Source organism: Actinocorallia sp. B10E7 (assembly GCF_039871655.1).
Classification (GTDB): Bacteria; Actinomycetota; Actinomycetes; order Streptosporangiales; family Streptosporangiaceae; genus Actinocorallia.
Genome location: NZ_JBDPLZ010000004.1, coordinates 683,162 through 706,370, shown reverse-complemented (window position 1 = coordinate 706,370; position 23,209 = coordinate 683,162). Strand labels below are relative to the sequence as shown.

Below are 23,209 nucleotides of genomic sequence, written 5' to 3'. Positions count from 1 at the left end.
CGACGGAACCCTACACGGCTTCCCGGCTCACGCGACGCAGCCGCGGGATCGGGATCCGGTAGTTCAGCGCCGCGGCCGCTCCGGAGCCGTCGCCGTGCGACCAGCGCATCAGCGCCGGACCGCCGGGCCCTCCCTCGACGTACGTCGGCTCTCCGTCCAAAGGGAGATAGCCGACGGCTTTGAGGTTGAGCCCGAACTGCTCGGTCCAGAAGTACGGCTGGAACTGGAGCGGTGGCGTGTCGTCCCCCCGGACGAGGGCGGCCGCCGCCACCTTCGCCTGCTCGATCGCGCTGCTCCACAGCGGGACGCGGCGCAGGCCGTAGGGCGTCGGGAACGCCGCCAGGTCGCCGACGGCCGCGATGTCGGGGCGCACCAGTCCACGCGAGTCGACCTGGACGACGCCCTGGTCGGCCAGGCCTGTGCCCGCGAGCCACTCCGTGTTGGGGACGTCGCCGACCGCGGACACCATCAGTTCGGCCTCGACGACGGCGCCACCGTCCAGAACGACGCGGGTTTCTCCCGCACGCTCCTCGATCCGCGCAAATCCGGTCTCTACGATGGTGAGCCCACGCTCCAGCGCCGCCTTGACGAAGATTTCGGCCAGGTATGGGCCCAGCTGCTGGATCAGCGGCACGCCTTGGGAGACGAGGGTGACCTGGCAGCCCGCGGCCAGACAGCCCGACGCGATCTCCATGCCGAGCGGGCCTCCACCGACCACGGCGACCGATGGCCGTCCGGCGAGGCGCTTGCGCAGGGCGAGCGCATCGTCGAGGCCTCGCAGGGTGAACTCCTCAGGAGCGTCGGACAACCGCCGCGCACGGGATCCGGTGGCGAGGACGACACGGTCGTAGGAGAGCGCCGAGCCGTCGTCGAGCTTGACGAGCCGGCGGTCGACGTCGAGTCCGGTCGCGCGTACGCCCAGGAGTTCGGTGGCGCCATGGGTGGTCGGCGCGAGCTCGTGGGACGACATGTCGGCGTCGTCGAGCAGCAGCGCCTTCGACAGAGCCGGACGGCTGTACGCCGCGTGCGTCTCGTCGCCGACGACGGTGAGCTCGCCGTCGAAGCAGGCCTCACGGAGCGTGTCGGCCGCCGTGAGGCCGGCGATGCCGTTGCCGACGATGACGACCCGCTGGATCGGCGTGCTCATGCGAGGCGCAGGGCCGCGACCGGGCAGACCCGGACAGCGGCGTTGGCCGACGCGACCTCGGCATCGCCGATCTCCTCGCGGTCGAGGACCAGCTCGCCTTCGTCGTCGAGGTGCATCAGGTCGGGCGCGGCCTCCTCGCACAGGCCGTGCCCCTCACAGCGCGGACGGTCCAGGACGATCTTCATGCCGACGCCACCTCCAGGACGGGCAGTTCTTCGATGCTGCGGGTGATGTTGCTGGGGACCCGGACCTCCGGGCCGACGACCAGGCGACCGACACGGCGGGCCAGCGCGCCGATGACGGCTTGCCCCTCGAGGCGGGCCAGCCCCTGTCCGGCGCAGCCGTGCGGGCCGTACCCGAAGGAGAGGTGGTCGACCGGGTTGCGCTCGACCAGGAACTCGTCGGGGTTCTCGTAGTGGCGGGGATCCCTGTTGCCGGCGCCGAGCAGGACCGCGACCTTCGCGCCCTGCGGGACCAGGACGCCGTCGATCTCCACGTCCCGGGTCGCGCGACGTCCCCAGACGTGGAGCGACGACCAGTAGCGGAGCACCTCGTTGAACGCGGCCGGCACCAGCGACGGGTTCTCCCGGACCAGCGCGAGCTGGTCGGGATGCGCCGCGAACAGGGCGACGACGTTGCCGATGGCGGCGATCGTGGTGTCGACGCCCGCACCGAGGTATTGGTGGATGATGTGGCCCGCCGAGCCGGACGGGATCTCGCCGCGCGCCTCGGCCTCGAAGATCCCCCGTCCGACGGAGCCGGGCGCCAGGTCCTCGGCGGTGACTGTCGAGCACCAGGCGTACAGCTCCCCGGCGATCGGGAAGCTCTCCGCGGTGCGCTGGTTCATGGGGCCGATGACCTGCATCGCGGCCTGGCCCCAGCGCAGCATGTTGTCGCGGACGTCGCCGGTGAACCCGATGAGATCCGAGACGACCTCGAGCGGCAGCGCGCGGGCCAGTTCGTCGATGGCCTCGAACGAGCCCTTGCCGACCAGCCTCTCGACGAGGGCGTCGGCCTTGGCGTCGATGCCGCCCTTGAGGCCGCGGAGCGCCCGCGGCGACAGGTTCGCGGTCAGAGCCGCCCGCAGCCGCGTGTGGACCGGCGGGTCCGACGCGAGAGACGTGCCGGTCAGCGCCTCGTTGACCATCGGGTTGAACCCGATCGCCCCTTCGGAGGAGAAGCTCTCCCAGTCACCCAGGGCATTGCGGATGACCTCGTACCTCGTGAGTGCGTAGACGCCGTTCGCCGGGAGGTGGACGACGCCTCCGAGGTCGCGCAGCGCCGCGTACGAGGGGTACGGGTCGATGAGCACCTCGTCGTCGAACAGGTCGAGATCGGAGACAGGGGGGACTGAGTCGGTCATCGGCTCACCTCAGGTCGGTAATTCGGTGAACCCATTGAAGTGACCGCATTCACATTAAGCAAACACATGTTCTACATGACTCGACATGCATGTGATGCATATAAAGCTCGATCGCCGCCGCCTGCTCGGGGGTCCGGCCGACCACTGAAATGCGGCAGCGGGTCACGTCCAGCGGCCCGGAGTCGCGACCCGCGCGACAACGCCTCACCGTCGCGCCCGCACGGGACCAGGCTTCGGTCCGGGGCAGCGGCCCGGTCAGGTACTCGTCAGAGGTCGAGCAGAAGACACCGGCAGCGGAGAGACGGTGGCGTCCGGCCCTCCGGGCGCTCACCGCAGGCGCGGATGCGGCCAGGCCTTCGAGGAGCCGCCGCTGCACTTCATAGCCGTACGAAGATCAAAAAGGCCGGTTCCCGTAAGGGGAACCGGCCTTTGAGCTGGTGGGCGATACTGGGTTCGAACCAGTGACCTCTTCGGTGTGAAGCACCCGCCGCACTCGCCAGACCTGCGCCCATCCCCAGCTCAGAGGGCTTGAACCGTGCGTAGACGTGCAGTGCTGAGATTGTCCGAGCAGGTTGATTGTCACCCAGTTAGTCACTCAACCGGCAGCCCTAGCTCCCGATCAGGGACAGGGTCTACTCTGGCAAATATTCTTCAATTTCCACTAGCAGATCAATTGCACATTTTGGAGCAGTAAGCACTCTGGCGAGCACTCCAAGACTGCGGGATGCTTGATGAATATTGGCAGGATGAGAATCTTTCAGGTCATCCGAGACGCGACCGCCCATATACATTTCTTCTTCAAGGAAATATAGCCCACTACCCTCACTTACTTCATTGAAAGAGTTCAGCGTTTCCATCATCTTGTCAAATTTGTTCACCAGGGAAACTGGTATCCAGTCTATTTCAGACTCCATACTTCTTGTATAGATTTCCTGATTAAAGTAGGTCCACTTCTGTTGCATTTCATTAATTATATGAGCGGCAGAATTTCCTGGCATTACAGAGAGGTCCGACCAGCTATCAACAATCTCTTGGCATTCAATTCTAATTTTCTGCATATCGATATCCGTCGCCCTATCAAGGGCGTACCGTTCAAGCTCTTCGGAATGCTTGCGAACTTGAACACCTTTTTCTTCCGCTATCAGCATTCCGGATGGACTAAGACTCTCGACTGCCACTTTAAGATTATTTATCACCTTTCGGGCAAGTGCTACAGTTCTACGTTTTTCAATCAAGAGTGCTTGCTGCGTTGATATTTGCTGAAGAAAGATAAGTGCTACCGGAATGCCGAATAGCGCACCACAGATAGCCGATAGCATATTTGTCAAGAAAGACCTTTCTTCCCACCACCCATTGAAGTCTCCCACTATTCCAAATGTGGCAAGAAGTACAGCGCAAGGCCAGGAGGCATAAAGCAACCTCTTAAGAGAATTCGCAGTATTTGACCACATAGCAGACAGATTATCCATTTTGCCCTTTTTGTCGTGATTGCAAAATATTCTATGCACATTTAAGCATCTGAGGTTGAACGGGGGCTTAAGAATGACAACTTAGGATCATGTCTCTGGTTGCCTGACATGAACGGAGCTAACCAGCACCTTCGCCCAAGGTCTTCCCGTCTGCCGTCGTCCCGCCCGTAGGGGTAGCGGGCCGTTGTCGGGGCCGCCATGGCGGGCGCTCGGGTCAGGGGCGTGATGGAAGCTTGGCGGCCCCGGCGGCGGTCTGCTAGGGCTTGTCCCGGGACGTCGGCAGACGGGAAGACCTTCCACCTCAGCCACCCGCCTACCTCAACGGCCGCGGCCTCCTTCCCGGAGCCGGAGGACCCCGCCGGAGGCATCGGTTTTTGCCCCGGCCCCGTGGTGCGGCGCGCGTGCGCCGTCCAGTTCGGCCCCGTGACCCGAGCACCGCGCCCCCCTGTGACTTCGGCTCGCGGCCCGTCTTCCTCGTCCGCGCCTGCCGACCGGCGCCGGCGGGCCCGGCCACGTAGCGGGAGTGGAGCTGGCCGGGGCCGCGCCGAGTCGGCGGCGCGTGCGGCCCGGTGAGGGCCGCCTTGAGCATGAGAAGAAAGTTTGCACACGCAGCTCTCACCAGCTGGTCGTAGTCCTGGAGTGCTCAAGGGAGCTGAGAATGACGGGGGCTCTCTGTATGGTCGAGGACATGTCACTCCTGTCCTGGGCCACTGAAGTGGCTGAGCGTGAGCTCTCCACGGTCCTGCCTCGACGGTGGGCACACGTGCAAGGCGTTGCCAGACAGGCTCGGACTCTTGAGCAGGTGATCGGGCCTGACACTGAGTTGCTGGTGAGTGCCGCCATCGTGCATGACGTCGGCTATGCGCCTGGTCTGGCTGCTACGGGATTCCATCCGTTGGACGGAGCTCGGTTTCTGAGAAGTGCCGGAGCTCCTGAACGGCTCGTCAACCTGATCGCGCACCACTCATGTGCTGTCCGTGAAGCTCGGCTTCGTGGGATTGAGGATGACCTCACGGAGTTCGCTGATGAAGCCTCGGCTGTCCGTGATGCGCTCTGGTACTGCGACTTGACGACTTCGCCGGATGGCGAGTTGGTCTCTGCTCAGGCTCGGATAGCGGAAGTCAAGGAGCGGTACGGGCCTGAGAGTCTCGTGACCAGATTCATCACTGAAGCGACAGCGGATTTGATGGCTGCGATAGGTCGGACAGAGCAACGGCGTCAAGGCAAGTAGGGCGTACTTCTACCGCTTAGAGCGTGCTCGATCCGAAGGAGCATCGACGGATGGATGCTCAAGGAGTCCAGCTTCTCCGGGCTTACCCAGTGAACCGTTCTTGATTCTGAGCTGGTGCGGATGGTGCCACCGGTCGGCTTCGCGTGGAAGCAGATCGAGAACTCCTGACGGACTTCGCCGTCGTCGTATGCAATGACGTGGTTGGGGTCGGAGTAGATGCCGCTTAGTCCGATGATCTCGACGTCAAGGCCTGTCTCTTCCTTGACTTCACGGATACACGCTTCGGTGACTGTCTCTCCGATGTCCTGCGCTCCGCCGGGCAGCGCCCACAGGTGGTTGTCCGAGCGCTCGATGAGGAGCAGTTCACCCGCATCGTTGCGGACTGCTGCCGCTACCGCCACAACGATGCTGTTGGCGCGTGGAGCTGCCGGATCGTAGTAATAGTCGGTCTTGGGCACCTGATCACTCTACTGGCTTGCCGGTCAGCCACACCGCTTCGAAGCTGTCAGTGTAGGTGCCGAACAGATCGCCTGCGGACAGCCGGCGAAGGTGGAGAGCCGGAGCGTGAGGCGCTGTCTTCCCGTAGACGTGCGGGTTCACCAGCATCTCGTTGTCGAACCGGTAGATCGAGTTGTAGAGCACGGTGCCGTGCGTGCGAACCTCGATCCCGTCCATGCCGAACAGCGGGCGGAAGAACGCGAGCGCGTGCCCGATCTTCGCTGAGATCGCGTGCTCGCCGATTCCCTCGTCCAAGCTCCGCTGCGTGACGGCGGGGCTGTCCGGCTCCCCGAGAAGAATTCTGATCTGGGCTCCGTCTTCGGCCTTGCGTTGGAGCCTCCGAATCAGGTCATGCTTCTCGGTCATGAACATGCCGACGTAGACCAGGATCTCGATGTGCTCGACGGCTTGGTCTAGGAGCCTGTCCCAGAGGTCAACCGGAACCATACCGCGGTGTGCGTAGACCTTGATGATTTCCGACTCGTTGACCTGGTCGGCCCGGTGGTCGGGCAGCGCGTTCGGCCAGAGGTAGGTCTCGCGTTCCTTGAGGAGCGCGGCTATCTGATGGCGGTGTCGCGGATAGGGAACTCGAGTCTGGGTGAGCCATCGCTCGACCGTCTTCGGGGAAACGCCCAGAGTCTCCGCAAGCTGTTGCGGAGTGATGCCTTTGGTCAGCAACGCATCGCGGAGTCGCTCGTTAGCCATCGCACGTCCAGTTCCTAGGGGGACGACTAGGGACGACTTCACCATACGACAGATGTCCTCGAAAAGTCCCGCTCTGGGCGTGAAGTAGTTCGCCCTCTCCGAGAGATCTTTATGCCCACAGGGAGTTCGCATCACAGGGATGTGGCCCTTGAACAGGAGGTGGGCTCTGTGAAGCTCTACTTGGACACCACCGGGATGCAACTGACGGTGACGAAGGAAGCGGTGGAGAAGACCGACCAGAACGGGCGTCAGAAGACCGAGCGGGACACCGGCCGGCCGATGTGGTCGACGCAGGCTCTCGCGCTGGACGAGGACGGCGGCAACGTCATCACCATCACCACGGCCGGTGAGCGGCCCAACGTGAAGGTCGGGACGATGATCGTCGCGTCCAAGCTGGAGGCTCTGCCGTGGGCGACCAACGGTCGTAGCGGTGTGGCTTTCCGTGCGGTGGACATCAAGCCCGCTGGTGCTCCGGTCAAGTAGACCGCTCTTCGAACTCCGGTCGGTCCGGTGTTCCTGACAGTGCCTTGAGGCACTGAGCGCCACCAACGAGTTGCCCGGGGATGGTTCTGGCTCCTACAGACCCCGGTCAACACCCCCGCGACGCGGGCCCATTCGGATCCCTATCTGTCTGGTCCTGCGTCGTTTTCGTCTCTCCCCCCTCTTCGACAAGGGGTGTGCCCATGGCACCGATCGTCAGTCCGCCGCCTGAGCGGACCTCTCAAGCCCTCTGGCCCAACGGAGAGCCGGACAGCGTCCGGCGGGCCTTCGACGACCGTGAGGAGGAATCACGGTGATGCTCCTGATCGCGATCGCCATCACCTGCGCGATTGGCCTTCCGCTTCTCTTCGTGACCTTCTTCTACCGGGTCGCCATCCCGCTCGTGGCCTACGTCCGCGACGCCGAGACCGGCGAGTACAACGCCGTCCCCTACCAGCCCACCAAGCGTCCTGACCGCACAGCGGTCTGACCACGCAAAAGCGGGGCCGCACTGGCTCCTACACCTTACGGCCCCGCTCCTTCGACCCCTGCCTTGAACAGGAGGAATCGTCATGCCCAAGTCTAGCTTCGGCTTCTCCGGCCGCAATGGCCGTCGTGGTGGCGGAACCGTCACCGTCATCGAGCAGCAGGTGAAGCGCAACCACGCGCGCACCGCGAAAGTCACCTTCTTCGTGCTCCTGCCCGTCGTCGGGCTGCTGACCGCGACGATTGCGGCCTACTACCTGCCGCCGATCGCGGCGTTCCTGCTGGGCATTCTCATCGGTGCCCTGGTCGGCGCTGTGGCCGGCGCCTTCATCATCGCCTGGCCCGTGCTGCGGGTCATCTGGTGGTGGACCCCGGAAATCCTCGGCGTCCTGGCCGTGGGTCTGGCGTGGGTCAACCTCGTCGATCTGCTCAACCCGGTCCTCGCGGGTCTGGTGTTCGCCATCCCGGCCGCCATCATCGGCCTCATCCCTCAGCCGCGGCGCCTGGTCGTCGCGTTCGGCTGGTGCCTGATCTCCCGGCACCGTCTGCGGGCCTGCTTCAACGAGTTCATCATCTCCAACCGCACCGGCTCTCTTCCGCTCATCCTGTGGGCCAAGCCGCTGCCGGTCGGTGAGCGCATCTGGGTCTGGCTCCGGCCCGGCCTCTCGCTCACCCAGCTCACCGGCAACCTGGACCGGATCGCCGTTGCCTGCTGGGCCAACACGGTCACCGTGGAGCAGGCCTCCGGCTCCAATGCCGCGTTCGTGCGGTTCGACATCAAACGCCGCGACGCTCTGAGCGGCGTCATCACCTCGCCCCTGGTCGACCTCGTCGACCCCGATACCCCGGCTTCGTCCGCTCCCGTCCCGGCCGTCATCCCCACGGCCCTGGACCTGGACGACATCCCCGCCGAGGACTTGGCCCCGGCCACCAAGCCCGCTCCCAAGCGGACCAAGGCTCCGGCTCCGGCCGCTGCGGCTGCCAGTTCCGGCAGCGACCTCGACGACTGGCTCTGACCGTCGTCTCGGGAGAGCACGGCACGCCTGCGTGCTCTCCCACCCCTCATTCCTGATCACTCAGCCTAAGGAGGGCCATCCATGGCCTACTACTCCCCGGCGACGGTCCCCGTGGGGCCTGCCATGACCATGTACGACCCGGTGTTCCTCGGCCTGTACGAGACCGGTGAGCTGTGCACGACCGTGCTCTACAACCGTAACCTCCTGGCCGCCGGTGAGCCCGGCGGGGGCAAGTCCGGAGCGATGCAGGCCATCGCCTGCCACGCGGTCTTGTGCGACCGCACCCGCCTCGTGCTGATGGACGGCAAGCAAGTGGAGCTCGGCATGCTCCGGCCCCTGGCTGATGAGTTCGTCGGCGCCGACATCGACCACGCCATCACCACCCTCAAGCGCCTCCAGCAGGTGATGAACAACCGCTACACCTGGCTGCTGGCCCACGGCCGCCGCAAGATCGAACGCCACGACGACGTGAGCATCATCGTCGTCCTCATCGACGAGATCGCGTTCTTCTCCGCCACCATCGGCACCAAGCAGCAGCAGGAAGAGTTCATCTCCCTCCTGCGAGACCTCGTCGCCCGAGGAAGGGCCGCCGGAATCATCACCGTGGCCGCTACCCAGCGGCCTTCCGTCGACATCATCCCGACCTCGCTGCGGGACATCTTCGGGTTCCGGCTCGCGTTCCGCTGCACGACCCCGAACAGCTCGAACATCATCCTCGGCCACGGCTGGGCCGAAGCGGGCTTCAACGCCGCCACCATCTCGCCGACCAACCAGGGCTGCGCCTACCTCATCGCCGAAGGGGGCTCTCCGCGGCTGATGAAGGTCGCCTACCTCTCGGACGCTCACATCGCCCAGATCGTCGACTACGCCACCTGGATCCGGGCCACCGGCCGCCCGGCCGATCCCTCCCACGTCCTCGCCGCCTGAACGGAGTATCTCCCGTGATCATCAAGGCTTACCACCCCAACGGCACCCCGGACCTGCGCCGCTGGCTGGTCCAGTGCGACGCCTGCCCCGCCCAGGGGCCTCTGCTGGGTTCGGAGGAGTGGTTCATCCCCAAGAACCCCGACATGTTCATGTACTGCCCCGGCTGCGCCGACTACTTCACCATGCGCCTCATCAGCACGGGCTTGAGCTGCGCCGGATGCGGCAACCCCAACCTGAAGCTCAAGCGCGTCGGCCACCACCCCAGCTCGCGCACCCAGGACGCGGTCTGCGGGCACTGCGATTCCTACCTCAACCCCTACACCGGCTGGCACTTCATCGACCCGCCGTTCTAGGTCCGGCTGGGGCCGGCCATCCGCCAAGACACCCGGCCCCCGCCTTCGTCCCTATCCCTGCGTGAGGAGAGGACTGCCATGCAGCCTACTCAGGGCACTCGACGCCCCCGAACCCGCAACGTGGTCGAGAACGACCAGTACGCCGCGTTCCTGCGGCGCATCATCCGCGCTTACGGCCGCCGTATCGCCTCCGGCGACATCGAAGCCCTCACCGACCTGGCCGCCCTGTCGGCCGAACTCGACCACGCCACCGCCCAAGCCGTCATCGGCCTGCGTGCCTACGGCTACTCCTGGGCCGAGATCGCCCGCACCCTCGGCGTCACCCGTCAAGCCGCCCACCAGCGGTGGGGCAGCCTCGCCGAGATCGTGACGGAGGAAGCGTCATGACCACCAAGAACCGGGCCGAGAAGACCGAGAGCCTCGTCCAGCTCGCCATCCTGCTCCTCGTCGGAGGCATGGCCGGTGCCGCCTCCTTCACCCACGTCCACGACTGGACCATGGACAACAGCCCCGCCGGTACTGGCGACTGGTTCGGCTGGGCCAACGCCGTCATCTCCGAACTCACCCCCATCGCCGCTGGACTGGAGATCCGGCGCCGCAAGCGCAATGGCCAGAAGGCCAGCTACCCCTTGGCGGTCCTCGTCGCCTCTGCGGCCTTCTCCATCTCCGCCCAACTCGCCGTCGCCAAACCCGGCATCACCGGCGGCCTGATCGCCGCTCTTCCTGCCCTGGCCTTCCTGGCCCTGACCAAGCTCGTCATGTCCCGGCCCGCCACCCCGACCGCTCCCGTCGCTGAACCGGCCACCGAACCGGCCGTCACCCACACCAGCGGCGACCTCGTCGAACTAGAGCCCGCGCCTTCTGCGGAGACCGCTCCCCACGATGACGGCCTGGCCGTCGTCGACGAACCTCCTCACCACCTCCTCGCCGGTGCCCGCATGGCCGCCTTCTCCCACCGGCAGACCACCGGACAGGCCATCACCACTGATGCCCTCGCCGACCATCTCGGCATTCCCAAGGGCACTGCCGCTCAGCTCCTGCACCACCTGGGAGCCGAGAGCGGCCACGTCAACGGCTTCCCCGTTCTGGAGGGCCGCGCGTGACCGACTCCAGCGCTTCGATGCTGGCTCCCGCACCCGGAACCCTCACCGGCCCGGGTACGGGGGCGAACACCGACACGCACCCCTCGACCACCATCCGCACCGCCCTCGCTCGCGCTGGCCGAGACGACTACCACCGCTGGCTGGAGCACGTCACCTCCGCCGCCGGATGCGCCCACCCCGTCCGGCTGCGTGGAGACCTCGCGACCGTCGACACCCGCACCGGCGAGGTCCTGGCCGTCACCCCCACCGGCGCCCTGCCGGACGGGGTGATCTACAAGGCGTGCGGCAACCGCCGCCACACCGTCTGCCCCTCCTGCGCCACCGTCTACCAGCACGACGCCTTCCACCTCATCCGCGCCGGACTGACCGGAGGCAAGACCGTCCCCGAATCGGTCACCCGGCACCCGGCCGTCTTCGCGACCTTCACCGCCCCCTCCTTCGGCCCCGTCCACTCCCGATTCGTGCGCTCCTGCACCTGCCGGGACAAGGCCTCCTGCCGCTGCCGGGCCGAACCCTGCCACGCCCGCCGCAACGCCGAGACCTGCCCGCACGGGGTGCAGCTCGTCTGCTGGCGTCGGCACGCCCCCGGAGACGAGCAGCTCGGCTGGCCACTGTGCCCCGACTGCTACGACCACGACCACCACGTGGTGTGGAACCACCACACCGGCGAACTCTGGCGCCGCACCAAACAGGCGGCAGAGCGTCACCTCAACCAGCTCGCGCGCCGCCGTGGCCTGCCCAAGGTGCGGCTCTCCCACGGCAAGGCCGCCGAATACCAAGCCCGCGGCGCCGTGCACTTCCACGTACTGCTGCGCCTGGACGGCCTCGACCCCGACGACAAGTCCGCCATCATCCCGCCTCCGGCGGGCCTGGACGCCCACGACCTGGTGGAGGCCGTCGAACACGCCTCCATCCAAGCCTTCGCCACCGCGCCCCATCCGGTCCGGCCGGACGGCTGGCCGATTTACTGGGGGGATCAGCTCGACGTCCGCCCTATCACCCTGTCTGGCACCGGAGATCAGCTCTCCGACCAGGCTGTTGCCGCCTACCTGGCCAAGTACTCCACCAAGGGCACCGAGGCCACCGGGCACGTCTCCCGCCGCCTGGACGGCGAGAGCATCGACCTGTACGCCAACCCCACCGGCACCCACCCGGAACGCCTCATCGCCGCCGCCTGGGACCTAGGCCAAGCTCCCGGCTTTGAGGGGCTGCGCCGCTGGGCGCACATGCTCGGCTTCGGCGGCCACTTCCTGACCAAAGCCCGCCGCTACTCCATCACCTTCACCCAGATCCGCACAGACCGCGCCGAACACCGCCGCCACCTCGCACGTACCGAGACACGCGCTGCGGCCCTCGACCGTCAAGACCACCTTGACACCGAAACCGAGGACACGACCCTGGTCGTCGGATTCCTCACCTACGCCGGTACCGGCTGGCACAGTGCCGGTGACCAACTCCTGGCCAACACGGCCGCGGCACAATCCCGCGAATACGCCCGAGCAGGACGCGAAGAACTCGCCTTCGAACAGGCATGCAGTTCGTCCACGCCGCTCGCCGCCTGAACCACCCTTCGGAACGCGAACGGAGAACCACCCATGGCAACCCCTGACCTGCCCGGCCCGGCTCCCCTGGCTCGGGCGCTCTACCGCGTCGAAGAGGCAGCCGAGCTGCTCGCCCTCTCCCGTCGCCACCTGTACGAAGAGATCCGCTCCGGCCGCCTGCGCACGGTCAAGGCCGGCCGAGCTCGTCGTGTCCCGGCTTCGGCCATCGCTGATTACGTCGCGCTCCTGGAGCAGGAGACGAGGGCCGCCTGATGACCAAGCGACGTAGCAGAGGGGACGGCGGCCTTCACTGGGATGAGGCCCGGCAGCGTTGGATTGCTTCGGTGACGGTCGGCTACTCCCCCAACGGGAAGCGGATCGTGCGCAAAGCCAGTGATCCGAGGAAGTCCGAAGCGCTGAAGAAGCTGAAGCAGAAGGTGCGGGACTACGAGGACGGTCTCAGCCTCTCCCCTGGCCGTGAAACGGTCGCTGACGTTGTGCGGGACTGGCTTGAGTTCGGGTTGACCGGGCGGTCCGCCAGTACCGTCCAGACCAAGCGGACCTTGGCCGAGAAGCACATCGTGCCGTTGATCGGTGCTCGGAAGGTGAAGGAGCTGACGGCCGAGGACGTTGATCGTTGGCTGGCTGGAAGGGCCGCTGAGGTCAGCACTCGGACGCTTCAGGAGCTGCGGTCGATTCTCAAGCGGGCCATCACTCGGGCTCAGGCTCGGGACAAGGTGAAGCGCAATGTCGTGCTGCTCTGTGAGCTGCCGAAGGGCCAGAAGCCGGGCCGTCCTTCCAAGGCGTTGAACTTCGTCCAGGCCGAGGCCGTGCTGACGGCGGCGGAGAGCGCCAAGCCCTGGCTGAGGGCTTATGTCGTCCTGTCGCTGCTGACCGGGGCCCGTACCGAGGAACTGCGGGGATTGACCTGGTCGCATGTCGACCTGGAGGGAAGTCCTGAGGCACCCGGCACGCCCGGACAGCCTCCCACGATCATGGTCTGGCATTCGGTACGGGCGGGCGGCGATACCAAGACCGCCAAGTCTCGTCGCACCCTCCAACTGCCCCAGCGGTGTGTCTCGGCCTTGATCGCTCATCGGGAGCATCAGGAGATCATTCGTCGGGCGGCCGGGAATTGGTGGCGGGAAAACGATCTCGTCTTCTCGACTCGAACGGGGACGGCGTTGAGCGCGGTGAACGTCCGGAGGGAGTTCCGGCGGGTGATCGTCCGGGCGGGCTTGGTCGGCAGGGAGTGGACGCCGAGGGAGATGCGCCACAGCTTCGTCTCGCTGCTGTCGGCTGAGGGGATGCCGGTGGAGGCCATCGCCCGGCTCGTCGGCCATGCGGGTGGCTCGGCGGTCACGGAGAAGGTCTACCGGCAGCAGATCAAGCCCGTGATCCAGGAGGGCGCCGCAGCCATGGACCGCATCTTCCCTGAGGCCGGCCAGGGTTCCGGGAGGGCTTAGTCACCCAGTTAGTCACTCAGGAACGTCGAAGGCCGGTCCCCGTGAGGGGAACCGGCCTCTGACCTGGGTGGGCGATACTGGGTTCGAACCAGTGACCTCTTCGGTGTGAACGAAGCGCTCTCCCACTGAGCTAATCGCCCGTCCGCTTCGCGGTTTCCCGCGCTGCGTGCTCGCCTAGATTAGCGCGAAACAGGGGTGGTTCGCACATCGGTTGCGCGAAAGACGGTCAGCGGGTGTTGGGGCGGCTCCAGTCGACGTTCCAGGGAAGTTCGGTGCCGACGATGTAGAGGTAGGCGATGACGGCCGCGGCGCAGACCAGGCCGACCAGGACGGCCAGGATGGTGTTGCGGCGGCGGGTGCGGGGGTCTAGGGCCTTCTCCTTGGCCTTCTCGGCTGCGGCCTTGGCCTTGCCGAGGGCGCGCTGGGCCCAGACGAACTCGGTGGCCAGGATCGCGAGGCCGACGACGATGGCGAGCATGCCGGGGCCCGGCATCACCATCATGACGACACCCGCCAGCAGCACGACCGAGCCGACGGTGAAGACACCCACGCGCCAGGTCGTGTAGAGCAGGGGATTCTGGCGCATGACCTCGCGGAAGCGGTGGTAGCGACCGCTCCCCTGGAGCTCTTTTTCCTGATCGATCGACACGCTTTTACTCTACGGGAAGGGGCGGACCGCCAACCGCCGATCCACCGGAGCCTTAAGGTCAAACCTTACCCAGGCACCAAAGATCGTGATTGCCTTTCGTCGCTGTTTGTCCTGGTCATCGGCGTGTCGGCCGCTGCGGGGCGGGAGTTCTCGCAAACGGGTGCTGGGAATGTTCTGACGACTTCCAGCAGTTACGCGTCATAGATCAGGGGGACATCCGTTGGGAGAGGCGCAGTCCTCATCGAGTGCTCAGCATGGGCCCGACGCTGAAGGAATGGCGATGAACAGCAGCACCACCATCTCCGCCGAGCTTGGCCTTCGTCTCGTCGTGCCCGACCGCTCGACGGTTCCGTTGTCCGCGACGCTCGAGTACGCCGCCGACGATCCGTACGCCATCAGGATGGCCTTCCACGTGGGCAACGAGGACCCCGTCGAATGGATCTTCGCCAGGGAGCTGCTGACGGTCGGCATCGAGCGCCAGGCCGGGTTCGGCGACGTCAGGGTCTGGCCCGCCGGGCCGGAGAACGACAGGACGCTGCAGCTGGCCCTGTCCTCGCCGTTCGGGGACGCCCTGTTCGACGTCCCGCTGATCCCCATGGCCGACTTCCTGCACAAGACGTACGACATCGTGGCGGCGGGCAGGGAGTCGGAGTTCGTCGACATGGACACCGAGCTCGAGCACCTGCTCTGGTCCTTCTGAGGCGGCCCTCCCCCGGACCCCTCCTCAGCCCTCCCCGGTGAGCCTGGCGATCGCCCGCATCTTGTTCATGGCGTCCAGCGCCGCCACCTTGTAGGACTCCGCCAGCGTCGGGTAGTTGAAGACCGCGTTGACCAGGTAGTCGACCGTCCCTCCGCAGCCCATCACGGTCTGCCCGATGTGAACCAGTTCGGTGGCGCCCGTCCCGAAGACGTGCACGCCCAGCAGCCTGCGGTCCTCCGGTGAGACCAGGAGCTTGAGCATTCCGTAGGAATCGCCGATGATCTGCCCTCGGGCCAGCTCCCGGTAGCGGGAGACGCCCACCTCGAACGGCACCCGTTCCCGAGTCAGCTCGTCCTCGGTGCGTCCCACGAAGCTGATCTCCGGGACGGTGTAGATCCCGATCGGCTGGAGTTCGTGCAGGTCCGCCACCGGCTCGCCGCAGGCGTGCTGGGCGGCCAGCCTCCCCTGCTCCATGGACGTCGCCGCCAGGGCGGGGAAGCCGATCACGTCGCCGACCGCGTAGATGTGCGGGACCTCGGTGCGGTAATGGTCGTCCACCGTGATCCGCCCCCGGGTGTCGGCGGCCAGTCCGGCGGCCTCCAGGCACAGTTCGGCGGTCTTGCCCTGCCGTCCGGCCGAGTACATGACACAGTCGGCGGGGATGCGCTTGCCGCTCTCCAGGATGGTCAGCGCCCCTCCTCCGCGGCGCTCCACGGCCGCCACGCTCTCGCCGAAGCGGAACGTCACCGCGAGGTCGCGCAGGTGGTACTTGAGCGCCTCGACGATCTCCAGGTCGCAGAACTCCAGCATGCGCTCGCGCCGTTCGACCACGGTGACCTTGGTGCCCAGGGCGGCGAACATCGAGGCGTACTCGATGCCGATGACGCCCGCGCCGACCACGACCATGGTGTCGGGGACGCGGTCCAGGTGCAGGATCGCGTCCGAGTCGATGACCGTCCGCTCGTCGAACTCCACGCTGTCCGGACGGGCCGGGGACGTCCCCGTCGCGATGACGATCTTCTCGGCGGTGACCTTCCTCTCCTCGCCCTCGACGTCGACGACACCGATCGTGTGCCCGTCCAGGAAGCGGCCGGTGCCCCGCAGGAGTGTCACCCGGTTGCGGGTGAGCTGGCTGCGGATCACCTGGATCTCACGGCCGATCACATGCTGGGTGCGCATGCCCAGGTCGCCGACGGTGATCTCCTCCTTGACCCGGTAGCTCTGGCCGTAGAGTTCGCGCTGGTTGAGGCCGGTGAGGTAGAGCACCGCTTCGCGCAGGGTCTTGGAGGGGATCGTCCCGGTGTTGATGCAGACGCCGCCGAGCATGTCGCGTTTCTCCACGACGGCCGCCCGCCTGCCGAGCTTGGCCGCGGCGATCGCCGCCTTCTGGCCGCCCGGTCCGGATCCGACGACAAGGAGATCGAAGTCGTACACACCGCCCAGTCTGGACCCCGGGCCGCTGCGAAATAAGGCCTTTGACGTAACAAGGACCGCACCTCGTCTTAAGGGTCGGCCCTTTCCGCGGAGCGGAGCGCGAAGATCTCCTGGGCCTTGCGGGTGAGCGGGCCGACGGGCAGCTCTCTGCCGTCGACCAGGGCGATGGGCTGGACGTCCCGTGTGGTGGAGGTCAGGAAGGCCTCCTCGGCGTCCTGGAGCGCCTCCAGGGGCACGTCCACCTCCTCCGCGCCGACCCACTCCAGCGCCAGCGCCCGCGTCACCCCGGCCAGGCAGCCGCTCCGCAGCGTCGGGGTGACCAGCCTGCCGTCCAGGGCCAGGAAGATGTTCGAGCCGGTGCCCTCGCACAGGTTCCCGGCGAGGTTGCCGAAGACCGCCTCGTGCGCGCCGCGCTCCTTGGCGTAGGCCAGGGCCAGCACGTTGTCGGCGTAGGAGGTCGTCTTGAGGCCGACGAGGGGGCCGCGCTCGTTGCGGGGCCAGGGCACCACGGAGACCGCGGCGGTCTGCGGGAACGGCTTCTGCTCACCCGCGATGATGATCGTCGTGGGGCCGTCGGCGCCCCGGTCGGAGCCCAGCGGGCCGGGCCCGCCGGTGTAGCTGATCCGCAGCCGGCCCAGCTCCCACGGCTCGGCGGCGGCCAGCACCTCCGCGATCCCGGCGCGGAGGAACTCCTCATCCGGCTCGGGCAGCCCCAGGCCCCGCGCCGAGAACGCCAGGCGCTCCAGGTGGCGGGTCAGCGCGAACGCCTCGCCCCGCACGAGCTTGACCGTGTCGAACACGCCGTCCCCCACGGTGAGCCCGTGGTCGAAGACGCTGACGGTGTCCCTGCCGAGCTCACCGTTGATCCAGACCTGCACCCGCCACCTCCAGGAGATTCTTCGCCTTCAGCTCGGTCTCCCTCCATTCTCTCGCGGGTTCGGAGTCCCAGGTGATGCCCGCTCCCGTGCCGAACCGCAGCAGCCCGTCCTCGATCCAGAACGTGCGGATCCCGACGGCCAGCGCCGCCGTCCCCCGGTCGGCGTCCACCCAGCCGACCGCCCCGCAGTACGGGCCGCGCGGCACCGGCTCCAGCCGCTCGATCAGCTCCAGCGCCGACGACTTGGGCGCGCCCGTCACCGAACCCGGCGGGAACGTCGCGGCGATCAGCTCCGGCCAGCCGGCGGACGTGCGGGCCCGGACCGTCGAGACCAGGTGCACCAGGCCGGGGTGCGGCTCCACCACGCACAACTCGGGCACCTCGACCGTTCCGGGGCGGGCCACCCGGCCCAGGTCGTTGCGGACCAGGTCGACGATCATGACGTTCTCCGCCTCGTCCTTGGGCAGCAGGTCCGCCTCGGTCCGCCCCGTTCCCTTGATCGGCCGGGACTCCACCAGCTCGCCGTCCCTGGACAGGTACAGCTCGGGGCTGGCGCAGGCCACTTTCAGGTCCGGCAGGTCCAGCGTCATCGCGTGAGGGGCCGGATTGCCCTCGGCCAGCCGCCGCCCCAGCCCCGCGACCTCCCCGCGGACCGGCGCGGACAACACCCGGCACAGGTTCGCCTGGTAGACGACGCCGTCGGCGATCGCCGCCCGGATCTCCGCCACGCCCCGCTCGTAGCCGTCCCGGTCCAGGGAACTGCTCCACTCGCCCGGCGCCGCCCACTCCCCGTCGGGGTGGGGCGCCGGGCGCACGTGCTCGAACCGCGCGCAGGTCACCTCGCCCTCGTAGGTGACCACCACCGCCCACCACCCCCGGGTACCGAGCACCGAAAGATCATCGGATGTCTCGGCCAGGCCCGTCGCCAGCAGCCCGTTCACATGGGCGAACGCCTCCATATCGCCAGTCTCCCGCCCTTCCCGGCCTGGCGCATCCCGCCCTTCCCGCTTTTCGGTTTGGCACCCGGCCCAGAGTTTGGCTATGGTTTTCCTCGTCGCCAACGGGGGGAAGTCCCCGGAAAGCACACGCGGAAGTGGCTCAGTGGTAGAGCATCACCTTGCCAAGGTGAGGGTCGCGGGTTCGAATCCCGTCTTCCGCTCGGAGCGGTCGCGAGACCGAACCACGGTGGAGTGGCCGAGAGGCGAGGCAACGGCCTGCAAAGCCGTGTACACGGGTTCAAATCCCGTCTCCACCTCGCAGCACCAGCGGTATCCCGGACGATTAGCTCAGCGGGAGAGCGCTTCCCTGACACGGAAGAGGTCACTGGTTCAATCCCAGTATCGTCCACAAGTCGGCCCCGCCCGGTCGTCGAGCTCAGCTCGATCTCCCGGCGGGGCCACACTGTTTTCCGGCGGTACGCCGCCCGGTGCCGCAGCAGGCCGGGTCGCCCGCGCGCTGAGATCATCGCCACATCCGATGTCCGTCTGATCCTCATCGGCGTCCCAGGGAGAGCCCGCCGCCGCCAAGGCCCGCGGTCGCCCCTCCACCATCGACGCGGAACTCCTCGAAGCCGCCTGATCCCAGCCGCCCGTGCCGGGCCCCGGATGTCCGTCGACGCCCTGCGCCGTCCATGAGCACGGAACCGGGCCCGCCGGACCCCGGCGGGTGGGCCCTGGAGGCGGGCCCACCCGTCAGTGGCGGGTCAGAGGACGGGCTGCAGGTTCCCGTCGGCCTCGCTCTCCTCGTCCGTGTCCCGGGGGCTCGCCTCCGCCTCGGCCTTGGCGGCCTTGCGGGACCGCCGGGTCTCGCGGCGGGTCTCGACCATCGTGTACAGGGTCGGGATGAGGACCAGGGTGAGGACGGTCGAGCTGAGCAGGCCGCCGATGACGACCACGGCCAAGGGCTGGGAGATGAAGCCGCCTGAGGCCGTCAGGCCGAGGGCCATGGGGATCAGGGCGAAGACGGTGGCCAGGGCCGTCATCAGGATGGGGCGGAGCCTGCGGCGGCCTCCCTCGGTGACGGCCTCGACGACGCCCATGCCCTGAGCCCGGTACTGGTTGATCAGGTCGACCAGGACGATCGCGTTGGTGACGACGATGCCGATGAGCATCAGCATGCCGATCATCGCCGCCACGCCCAGGGGGACACCGGTGATCCGCAGCAGCAGGACCGCGCCGGTCGCGGCGAAGGGCACCGACACCAGCAGGACCAGGGTCTGGCGGATGCTGCCGAAGGCCGCGACCAGCAGCAGGAAGACGATCACGATGGCGGCGGCCATGGCCAGGCCCAGCTGGGCGAACGCCTCCTTCTGGTCCGCGGTGACCCCGCCCAGCGTGTAGGTCACGCCGTCCGCCGGCTTCAGGGAGTCCAGCTCGGCCTGGACCGCCTGCGAGGCCTTGGTCAGGTCGTCTCCGACCGGGACCGCGGTGACATTGCTGGTGCTCTCACCGTCCTGCCGGGTGCGCTCGACCGGGCCGTTCACCTGGGTGACGGTCGCGACCTGGGAGAGCTGGACCACTCCCCGCGCGCCCGGGACCCGCAACTGCCTGAGCTCCTCGACCGAGGCCGGGGACCGCACCGACGTCCTGACGACGACGTCGGTCTCGCCGCGCTCGAGGTTCACGGTCGTGACCGTGCTCCCCTGGACGGCCTGCGCCACCACCTGGGCCAGGACCGTGTCGTTCAGCCCCATGCGGGCCGCGGAGTCCTTGGCCCGGACGCTGAGCAGCGGTGCGCTCTCGGCCAGGTCGTTGCTGACGCCCTTGACCTCCCGAACCGAGGACAGGGCGTCCTGCACCTGCTGTACGGCGGCCGCGCGCGTCGCGTCGTCGGGGGCGTCCACCCGCACCTTGACGACGTTGCCGGCGCCCATGCCGGTGTTGGCGGCGACCTTGAGCTCCCCGGCGCCCGTCAGCGCCTTCAGCTTCTCCTCCAGAACGGACTGGACCCGCTCGGAGTCGGCGTCCTCGGTGAGGGCCACGTTGTAGGAGGCCTTGCTCGCGCCGCCGCCCGTCAACGCGCCCATGGCACCGCCGGGAGAGCCGACGACCACCTGGTAGGACTCCACTCCCTCGACGCCCTCCAGGACCGCCTCGACCTTGCGGGACGCCTCGTCGGTGGCGCTCAGCGCGGTGCCCGACGGCATGACCTGGGTGACGCTCAGCGCCCGGGTGCCCGAATCGCCGATGAAGCTGGTCTTCAGGCCCACGCCGAGCACCCCGGTGAAGAGCATGATGATCACGGCCAGCGCCAGCACGCCCCAGCGGAACCGGACCGCCCAGCCGATCAGCGGCACGTACAGCAGCTGCAGCAGGCCGGTGCGCTCCTCCTCCTCGGCGCGGCGGCGGAAAACCTCGGGGTCGGCGCCGACATCGGGGGTCTCCAGGAACCAGTAGGCCAGCACCGGGATGATCGTCAGGGAGACGACCAGGGAGGCGAGCATCGCCACGGTGACGGCGACGGAGAACGAGCCGAACAGCTCGCCGACCACACCACTCACCAGGGCGATCGGCAGGAACACCGCGACGGTCGTGAGCGTGGAGGAGGTCACCGCGCCGGCGACCTCGCGGACCGCGCCGATGATCGCCTGGCGCTTCTCCTCGCCGTAGCCCAGATGGCGCTTGATGTTCTCCAGCACCACGATCGAGTCGTCCACGACCCTGCCGACCGCGATGGTGAGGCCTCCCAGGGTGAGCATGTTGAGCGAGTAGCCGTTGAACCTCAGCACGATCAGCGCGACGACCAGCGACAGCGGGATCGAGATCGCGGTCACCAGGGTGGAGCGGGCCGACCGGAGGAAGACCACGATCACCAGGACCGCCATGACCAGGCCGAGCAGGCCCTCCTCCAGCAGACCGAGGACCGCCTCGCTGACGACGGGTCCGGTGTCGGAGACGACGGTGAGCTCCGCCCCGCCGCCGAGCGCCTTCTCCAGGCCGGGCAGCAGGTCCCGCACGTCCCCGGAGACGGACGAGGAGCTGCCGTCGCGGTCGAGGATGAGGGAGATCCCGAGGCTCTCCCTGCCGTTGGTGCGGGTCAGGGAGGCGGCGTCGGCGTCGGCGAGGGTGACCGCGGCGACTGAGCCGAGCTTCACGGGGGACCTGGCCCCGGTCAGCCAGAGGTCCTTGATCTGCTGGACCGAGGTGATCGGACCACCGACCTGGACGCTCAGGCTCTGCCCTCCGGCGGTGATGGAACCACCCGGCACGATCCGTCCCGCGGTGCTCAGCGCGGTGCCGACCGCGGAGGCGTCCAGGCCGCTCGCGGCGAGCCTGGCGGCGTTCGGCACGATCTGGATGATCTGCTCTCGCCCGCCCGAGACGGTGACCTCGCTGACGCCGTCCACGGCCCGCAGCTCCGGCACCGCCTTCGCCTCGACCTCGGCGGCGAGCCCGTCGAGGCCTGCCTGCCCGCTCCCGGGGGTGACGGCGAGCGTCATGGTCGGCATGTCCTCGGTCGAGAACGTCACCACCTCGGGCGTGACACCGCCGGGCAGCCTGCTCGAGATCCGGTTGACGGCCTGCTGGACGTCCGTGACGAACGCGTCCGTCCCGGCGCCGTACTCGAACGCCAGCGCCACGGTCGCCATGCCCTGCCGCGAGGTCGCCGTCATCGACTCCAGGCCGTCGAGGCCCTTGACCGCGCCTTCGATCGGCTTGACGACCTGCTCCTCCACGACCTCGGGCGAGGCGCCCGGGTAGGGGGCCATCACGATCGCCGCGGGGACCGAGATGTTCGGCAGCAGCTGCTGCTTCAACGTGGGGATCGCGTACGCGCCGAGCGCGAGCACGCCGAGGGTGATCAGCAGCACCAGCTTGCGGTGGGCAAGACTGATCTTGGAAAGCCAGGACACGGTGGAACTCGTTTCACGCGGTGGACGGACTCAGGACTCACCGTAAGGCAAGGCCAAGGCAGGGTCGGTCATCCTGTGGACGGCCGTGACCCGCCGGCGCCGCTCTTTCGGAACGGGTGGAATTCATCGGTTCGCTTCGAGGGGCCGCTTTCAGGCCGGGGAGGAATCCGATCCCGCCGGAGGCGGGGCGCAGGGCGAGGCCCGGGGCGTCCGCCAGAGGACGGACCGCCCCGGGCTCCGGTGTTCCGCCGCCTGAGCCGCCGCCCCTTAGGCTGCACCTGGCGCCGGTGCGCGAGGAAGGCGCGGAACGCCCGGGAAGCGAGGAGGACCACGGTGGCGGACGAGGAGATCGGCCGGGTCGAACGGGAGCTGATGACGCTCGGACGGCACGCCTCCATGGGCGCCATCGGCGACTGCGCCCGGCAGCCGGAGGAAGGGCGGCTGGAGCGCAGCGCCTACATCCTGATGAGCCGGATCGAAGCCTCCGGACCGCTTTCCATCGGCCAGCTGGCCGACGCGTTCGGGCTCGACGCCTCCACCGTCAACCGGCAGACCGCGGCGATGCTGCGCACCGGCCTCGTCGAACGCATCCCCGACCCCGACGGCGGCCTCGCCCGCAAGTTCCGCATCACCCCCGAGGGCCTGGCCCGGCTGCACCACCACCGGGCCTGGCTCACCCGGGGCCTCCGGCGCGTCCTGACCGACTGGACGGACGAGGACATCCGTGTGCTCGCCGACGTCCTCACCCGGTTCAACGAGAGCGTCGAACACGTCCAGCGACTGCCCCAGATGGTGCAGGACGCCGCGGCCGGGGAGTGAGCCCGGCCGCAACGGCAGGTCATCACGGACCTCGCATACCTCAACGCCCCATTCCCGAAACAGACCCTTTGAACGGGAAGAAGCCGGTGTTAC

General features: G+C 67.6%; 24 protein-coding genes and 4 tRNA genes. 16 read left to right on the top strand and 12 right to left on the bottom strand.

The genetic code is table 11. The features are described 5' to 3' along the window. Window positions 1-10: 10 nt before the first annotated feature. From ABGB12_RS17155 to ABGB12_RS17140, 4 genes are all read right to left on the bottom strand, one after another. A complete protein-coding gene (locus tag ABGB12_RS17155) occupies window positions 11-1,147 on the bottom strand; it encodes an FAD-dependent oxidoreductase (protein WP_347678961.1) in 1,137 nt (378 codons plus the stop codon). Further along, window positions 1,144-1,332 carry a ferredoxin gene (locus ABGB12_RS17150; RefSeq protein ID WP_347678959.1) on the bottom strand — a complete coding sequence of 63 codons (189 nt, stop codon included), beginning with the start codon at window positions 1,330-1,332 and terminating at the stop codon, window positions 1,144-1,146. The genes ABGB12_RS17155 and ABGB12_RS17150 overlap by 4 nt, the downstream gene beginning before the upstream one ends. Continuing rightward, window positions 1,329-2,510 carry a cytochrome P450 gene (locus tag ABGB12_RS17145; protein WP_347678957.1) on the bottom strand — a complete coding sequence of 394 codons (1,182 nt, stop codon included), beginning with the start codon at window positions 2,508-2,510 and terminating at the stop codon, window positions 1,329-1,331. Before ABGB12_RS17145 ends, ABGB12_RS17150 begins: the two co-directional genes overlap by 4 nt. Window positions 2,511-3,142: 632 nt before the next feature. Then, complete coding sequence (locus ABGB12_RS17140) at window positions 3,143-3,877, bottom strand: hypothetical protein (RefSeq protein ID WP_347678955.1); 735 nt, start codon at window positions 3,875-3,877, stop codon at window positions 3,143-3,145. A 760-nt stretch (window positions 3,878-4,637) separates the two neighbouring features. Between ABGB12_RS17140 and ABGB12_RS17135 the strand changes: the two genes are divergently transcribed. Further along, complete coding sequence (locus ABGB12_RS17135; RefSeq protein WP_347678953.1) at window positions 4,638-5,210, top strand: HD domain-containing protein; 573 nt, start codon at window positions 4,638-4,640, stop codon at window positions 5,208-5,210. Here ABGB12_RS17135 and ABGB12_RS17130 read toward each other — a convergent pair. Then, entirely contained in the window at window positions 5,198-5,668 is a 471-nt protein-coding gene (locus tag ABGB12_RS17130) for an NUDIX domain-containing protein (protein WP_347678951.1), read from the bottom strand. The genes ABGB12_RS17135 and ABGB12_RS17130 overlap by 13 nt on opposite strands. A 4-nt stretch (window positions 5,669-5,672) precedes the next feature. Continuing rightward, a complete protein-coding gene (locus ABGB12_RS17125) occupies window positions 5,673-6,413 on the bottom strand; it encodes a DUF5919 domain-containing protein (protein ID WP_347678950.1) in 741 nt (246 codons plus the stop codon). A gap of 168 nt (window positions 6,414-6,581) precedes the next feature. Here ABGB12_RS17125 and ABGB12_RS17120 point away from each other — a divergent pair, with 168 nt between their 5' ends. The 10 genes from ABGB12_RS17120 to ABGB12_RS17075 all read left to right on the top strand — a co-directional run bounded on the left by ABGB12_RS17120 (window position 6,582) and on the right by ABGB12_RS17075 (window position 13,785). After that, window positions 6,582-6,896: a hypothetical protein gene (locus ABGB12_RS17120; RefSeq protein WP_347678948.1), complete on the top strand. Its 315-nt coding sequence runs from the start codon at window positions 6,582-6,584 to the stop codon at window positions 6,894-6,896. Window positions 6,897-7,206: 310 nt separating this feature from the next. Beyond that, window positions 7,207-7,383 carry a hypothetical protein gene (locus ABGB12_RS17115; RefSeq protein WP_347678946.1) on the top strand — a complete coding sequence of 59 codons (177 nt, stop codon included), beginning with the start codon at window positions 7,207-7,209 and terminating at the stop codon, window positions 7,381-7,383. Window positions 7,384-7,465: 82 nt separating this feature from the next. After that, window positions 7,466-8,395 (top strand): hypothetical protein, encoded by a 930-nt coding sequence (locus ABGB12_RS17110; protein ID WP_347678944.1) that lies wholly within the window; start codon window positions 7,466-7,468, stop codon window positions 8,393-8,395. Between the two features lie 81 nt (window positions 8,396-8,476). Next, window positions 8,477-9,322 carry an FtsK/SpoIIIE domain-containing protein gene (locus tag ABGB12_RS17105; protein WP_347678942.1) on the top strand — a complete coding sequence of 282 codons (846 nt, stop codon included), beginning with the start codon at window positions 8,477-8,479 and terminating at the stop codon, window positions 9,320-9,322. A 14-nt stretch (window positions 9,323-9,336) separates the two neighbouring features. After that, entirely contained in the window at window positions 9,337-9,675 is a 339-nt protein-coding gene (locus tag ABGB12_RS17100; RefSeq protein ID WP_347678940.1) for a hypothetical protein, read from the top strand. A 78-nt stretch (window positions 9,676-9,753) separates the two neighbouring features. After that, window positions 9,754-10,062, top strand: a complete 309-nt coding sequence (locus tag ABGB12_RS17095; RefSeq protein WP_347678938.1) for a hypothetical protein — start codon at window positions 9,754-9,756, stop codon at window positions 10,060-10,062. Next, window positions 10,059-10,778, top strand: a complete 720-nt coding sequence (locus ABGB12_RS17090) for a hypothetical protein (protein WP_347678936.1) — start codon at window positions 10,059-10,061, stop codon at window positions 10,776-10,778. Before ABGB12_RS17095 ends, ABGB12_RS17090 begins: the two co-directional genes overlap by 4 nt. Beyond that, on the top strand, window positions 10,775-12,340 hold the full coding sequence (locus ABGB12_RS17085) for a replication initiator (RefSeq protein ID WP_347678934.1): 1,566 nt from the start codon (window positions 10,775-10,777) through the stop codon (window positions 12,338-12,340). The genes ABGB12_RS17090 and ABGB12_RS17085 overlap by 4 nt, the downstream gene beginning before the upstream one ends. Before the next feature lie 33 nt (window positions 12,341-12,373). Further along, window positions 12,374-12,592 (top strand): helix-turn-helix domain-containing protein, encoded by a 219-nt coding sequence (locus ABGB12_RS17080; RefSeq protein WP_347678932.1) that lies wholly within the window; start codon window positions 12,374-12,376, stop codon window positions 12,590-12,592. Further along, window positions 12,592-13,785: a site-specific integrase gene (locus ABGB12_RS17075; RefSeq protein WP_347678930.1), complete on the top strand. Its 1,194-nt coding sequence runs from the start codon at window positions 12,592-12,594 to the stop codon at window positions 13,783-13,785. The genes ABGB12_RS17080 and ABGB12_RS17075 overlap by 1 nt, the downstream gene beginning before the upstream one ends. A gap of 68 nt (window positions 13,786-13,853) precedes the next feature. Here the strand turns inward: ABGB12_RS17075 and ABGB12_RS17070 are convergent. Beyond that, window positions 13,854-13,925: transfer RNA gene (locus tag ABGB12_RS17070), tRNA-Val, on the bottom strand. An 86-nt stretch (window positions 13,926-14,011) separates the two neighbouring features. Then, entirely contained in the window at window positions 14,012-14,434 is a 423-nt protein-coding gene (locus tag ABGB12_RS17065) for a TIGR02611 family protein (protein WP_347678928.1), read from the bottom strand. A gap of 280 nt (window positions 14,435-14,714) precedes the next feature. On the opposite strand from ABGB12_RS17065, the gene ABGB12_RS17060 reads away from it, so the two are divergent. After that, the gene (locus ABGB12_RS17060; protein ID WP_347678926.1) at window positions 14,715-15,134 is read left to right on the top strand and encodes an SsgA family sporulation/cell division regulator; all 420 of its coding nucleotides are present in this window, start codon (window positions 14,715-14,717) and stop codon (window positions 15,132-15,134) included. A gap of 24 nt (window positions 15,135-15,158) precedes the next feature. On the opposite strand, the gene sthA is transcribed toward ABGB12_RS17060, so the two are convergent. From sthA to ABGB12_RS17045, 3 genes are all read right to left on the bottom strand, one after another. Beyond that, a complete protein-coding gene (gene sthA, locus ABGB12_RS17055) occupies window positions 15,159-16,568 on the bottom strand; it encodes a Si-specific NAD(P)(+) transhydrogenase (RefSeq protein ID WP_347678924.1) in 1,410 nt (469 codons plus the stop codon). Between the two features lie 68 nt (window positions 16,569-16,636). Beyond that, a complete protein-coding gene (locus ABGB12_RS17050; protein WP_347678922.1) occupies window positions 16,637-17,446 on the bottom strand; it encodes an aminodeoxychorismate lyase in 810 nt (269 codons plus the stop codon). Then, the gene (locus ABGB12_RS17045; protein ID WP_347678920.1) at window positions 17,424-18,404 is read right to left on the bottom strand and encodes an anthranilate synthase component I family protein; all 981 of its coding nucleotides are present in this window, start codon (window positions 18,402-18,404) and stop codon (window positions 17,424-17,426) included. The genes ABGB12_RS17050 and ABGB12_RS17045 overlap by 23 nt, the downstream gene beginning before the upstream one ends. A 128-nt stretch (window positions 18,405-18,532) precedes the next feature. Between ABGB12_RS17045 and ABGB12_RS17040 the strand changes: the two genes are divergently transcribed. From ABGB12_RS17040 to ABGB12_RS17030, 3 genes are all read left to right on the top strand, one after another. Then, a tRNA-Gly gene (locus tag ABGB12_RS17040) sits at window positions 18,533-18,604 on the top strand. A gap of 25 nt (window positions 18,605-18,629) precedes the next feature. After that, a tRNA-Cys gene (locus tag ABGB12_RS17035) sits at window positions 18,630-18,700 on the top strand. A 20-nt stretch (window positions 18,701-18,720) separates the two neighbouring features. After that, a tRNA-Val gene (locus ABGB12_RS17030) sits at window positions 18,721-18,792 on the top strand. Window positions 18,793-19,147: 355 nt separating this feature from the next. Here the strand turns inward: ABGB12_RS17030 and ABGB12_RS17025 are convergent. Further along, the gene (locus tag ABGB12_RS17025; RefSeq protein ID WP_347678918.1) at window positions 19,148-22,297 is read right to left on the bottom strand and encodes an efflux RND transporter permease subunit; all 3,150 of its coding nucleotides are present in this window, start codon (window positions 22,295-22,297) and stop codon (window positions 19,148-19,150) included. A gap of 333 nt (window positions 22,298-22,630) precedes the next feature. Here ABGB12_RS17025 and ABGB12_RS17020 point away from each other — a divergent pair, with 333 nt between their 5' ends. After that, complete coding sequence (locus ABGB12_RS17020; protein ID WP_347678916.1) at window positions 22,631-23,116, top strand: MarR family transcriptional regulator; 486 nt, start codon at window positions 22,631-22,633, stop codon at window positions 23,114-23,116. Window positions 23,117-23,209 lie beyond the last annotated feature (93 nt).

Coding starts and splice junctions, on each gene's coding strand:
- ABGB12_RS17105 (WP_347678942.1), top strand. CDS start 8,477: ATGGCCTACTACTCCCCGGCGACGGTCCCCGTGGGGCCTGCCATGACC.
- ABGB12_RS17125 (WP_347678950.1), bottom strand. CDS start 6,413: ATGGCTAACGAGCGACTCCGCGATGCGTTGCTGACCAAAGGCATCACT.
- ABGB12_RS17135 (WP_347678953.1), top strand. CDS start 4,638: ATGACGGGGGCTCTCTGTATGGTCGAGGACATGTCACTCCTGTCCTGG.
- ABGB12_RS17080 (WP_347678932.1), top strand. CDS start 12,374: ATGGCAACCCCTGACCTGCCCGGCCCGGCTCCCCTGGCTCGGGCGCTC.
- ABGB12_RS17095 (WP_347678938.1), top strand. CDS start 9,754: ATGCAGCCTACTCAGGGCACTCGACGCCCCCGAACCCGCAACGTGGTC.
- ABGB12_RS17090 (WP_347678936.1), top strand. CDS start 10,059: ATGACCACCAAGAACCGGGCCGAGAAGACCGAGAGCCTCGTCCAGCTC.
- ABGB12_RS17145 (WP_347678957.1), bottom strand. CDS start 2,510: ATGACCGACTCAGTCCCCCCTGTCTCCGATCTCGACCTGTTCGACGAC.
- ABGB12_RS17110 (WP_347678944.1), top strand. CDS start 7,466: ATGCCCAAGTCTAGCTTCGGCTTCTCCGGCCGCAATGGCCGTCGTGGT.
- ABGB12_RS17060 (WP_347678926.1), top strand. CDS start 14,715: ATGAACAGCAGCACCACCATCTCCGCCGAGCTTGGCCTTCGTCTCGTC.
- ABGB12_RS17045 (WP_347678920.1), bottom strand. CDS start 18,404: ATGGAGGCGTTCGCCCATGTGAACGGGCTGCTGGCGACGGGCCTGGCC.
- ABGB12_RS17075 (WP_347678930.1), top strand. CDS start 12,592: ATGACCAAGCGACGTAGCAGAGGGGACGGCGGCCTTCACTGGGATGAG.
- ABGB12_RS17150 (WP_347678959.1), bottom strand. CDS start 1,332: ATGAAGATCGTCCTGGACCGTCCGCGCTGTGAGGGGCACGGCCTGTGC.
- ABGB12_RS17155 (WP_347678961.1), bottom strand. CDS start 1,147: ATGAGCACGCCGATCCAGCGGGTCGTCATCGTCGGCAACGGCATCGCC.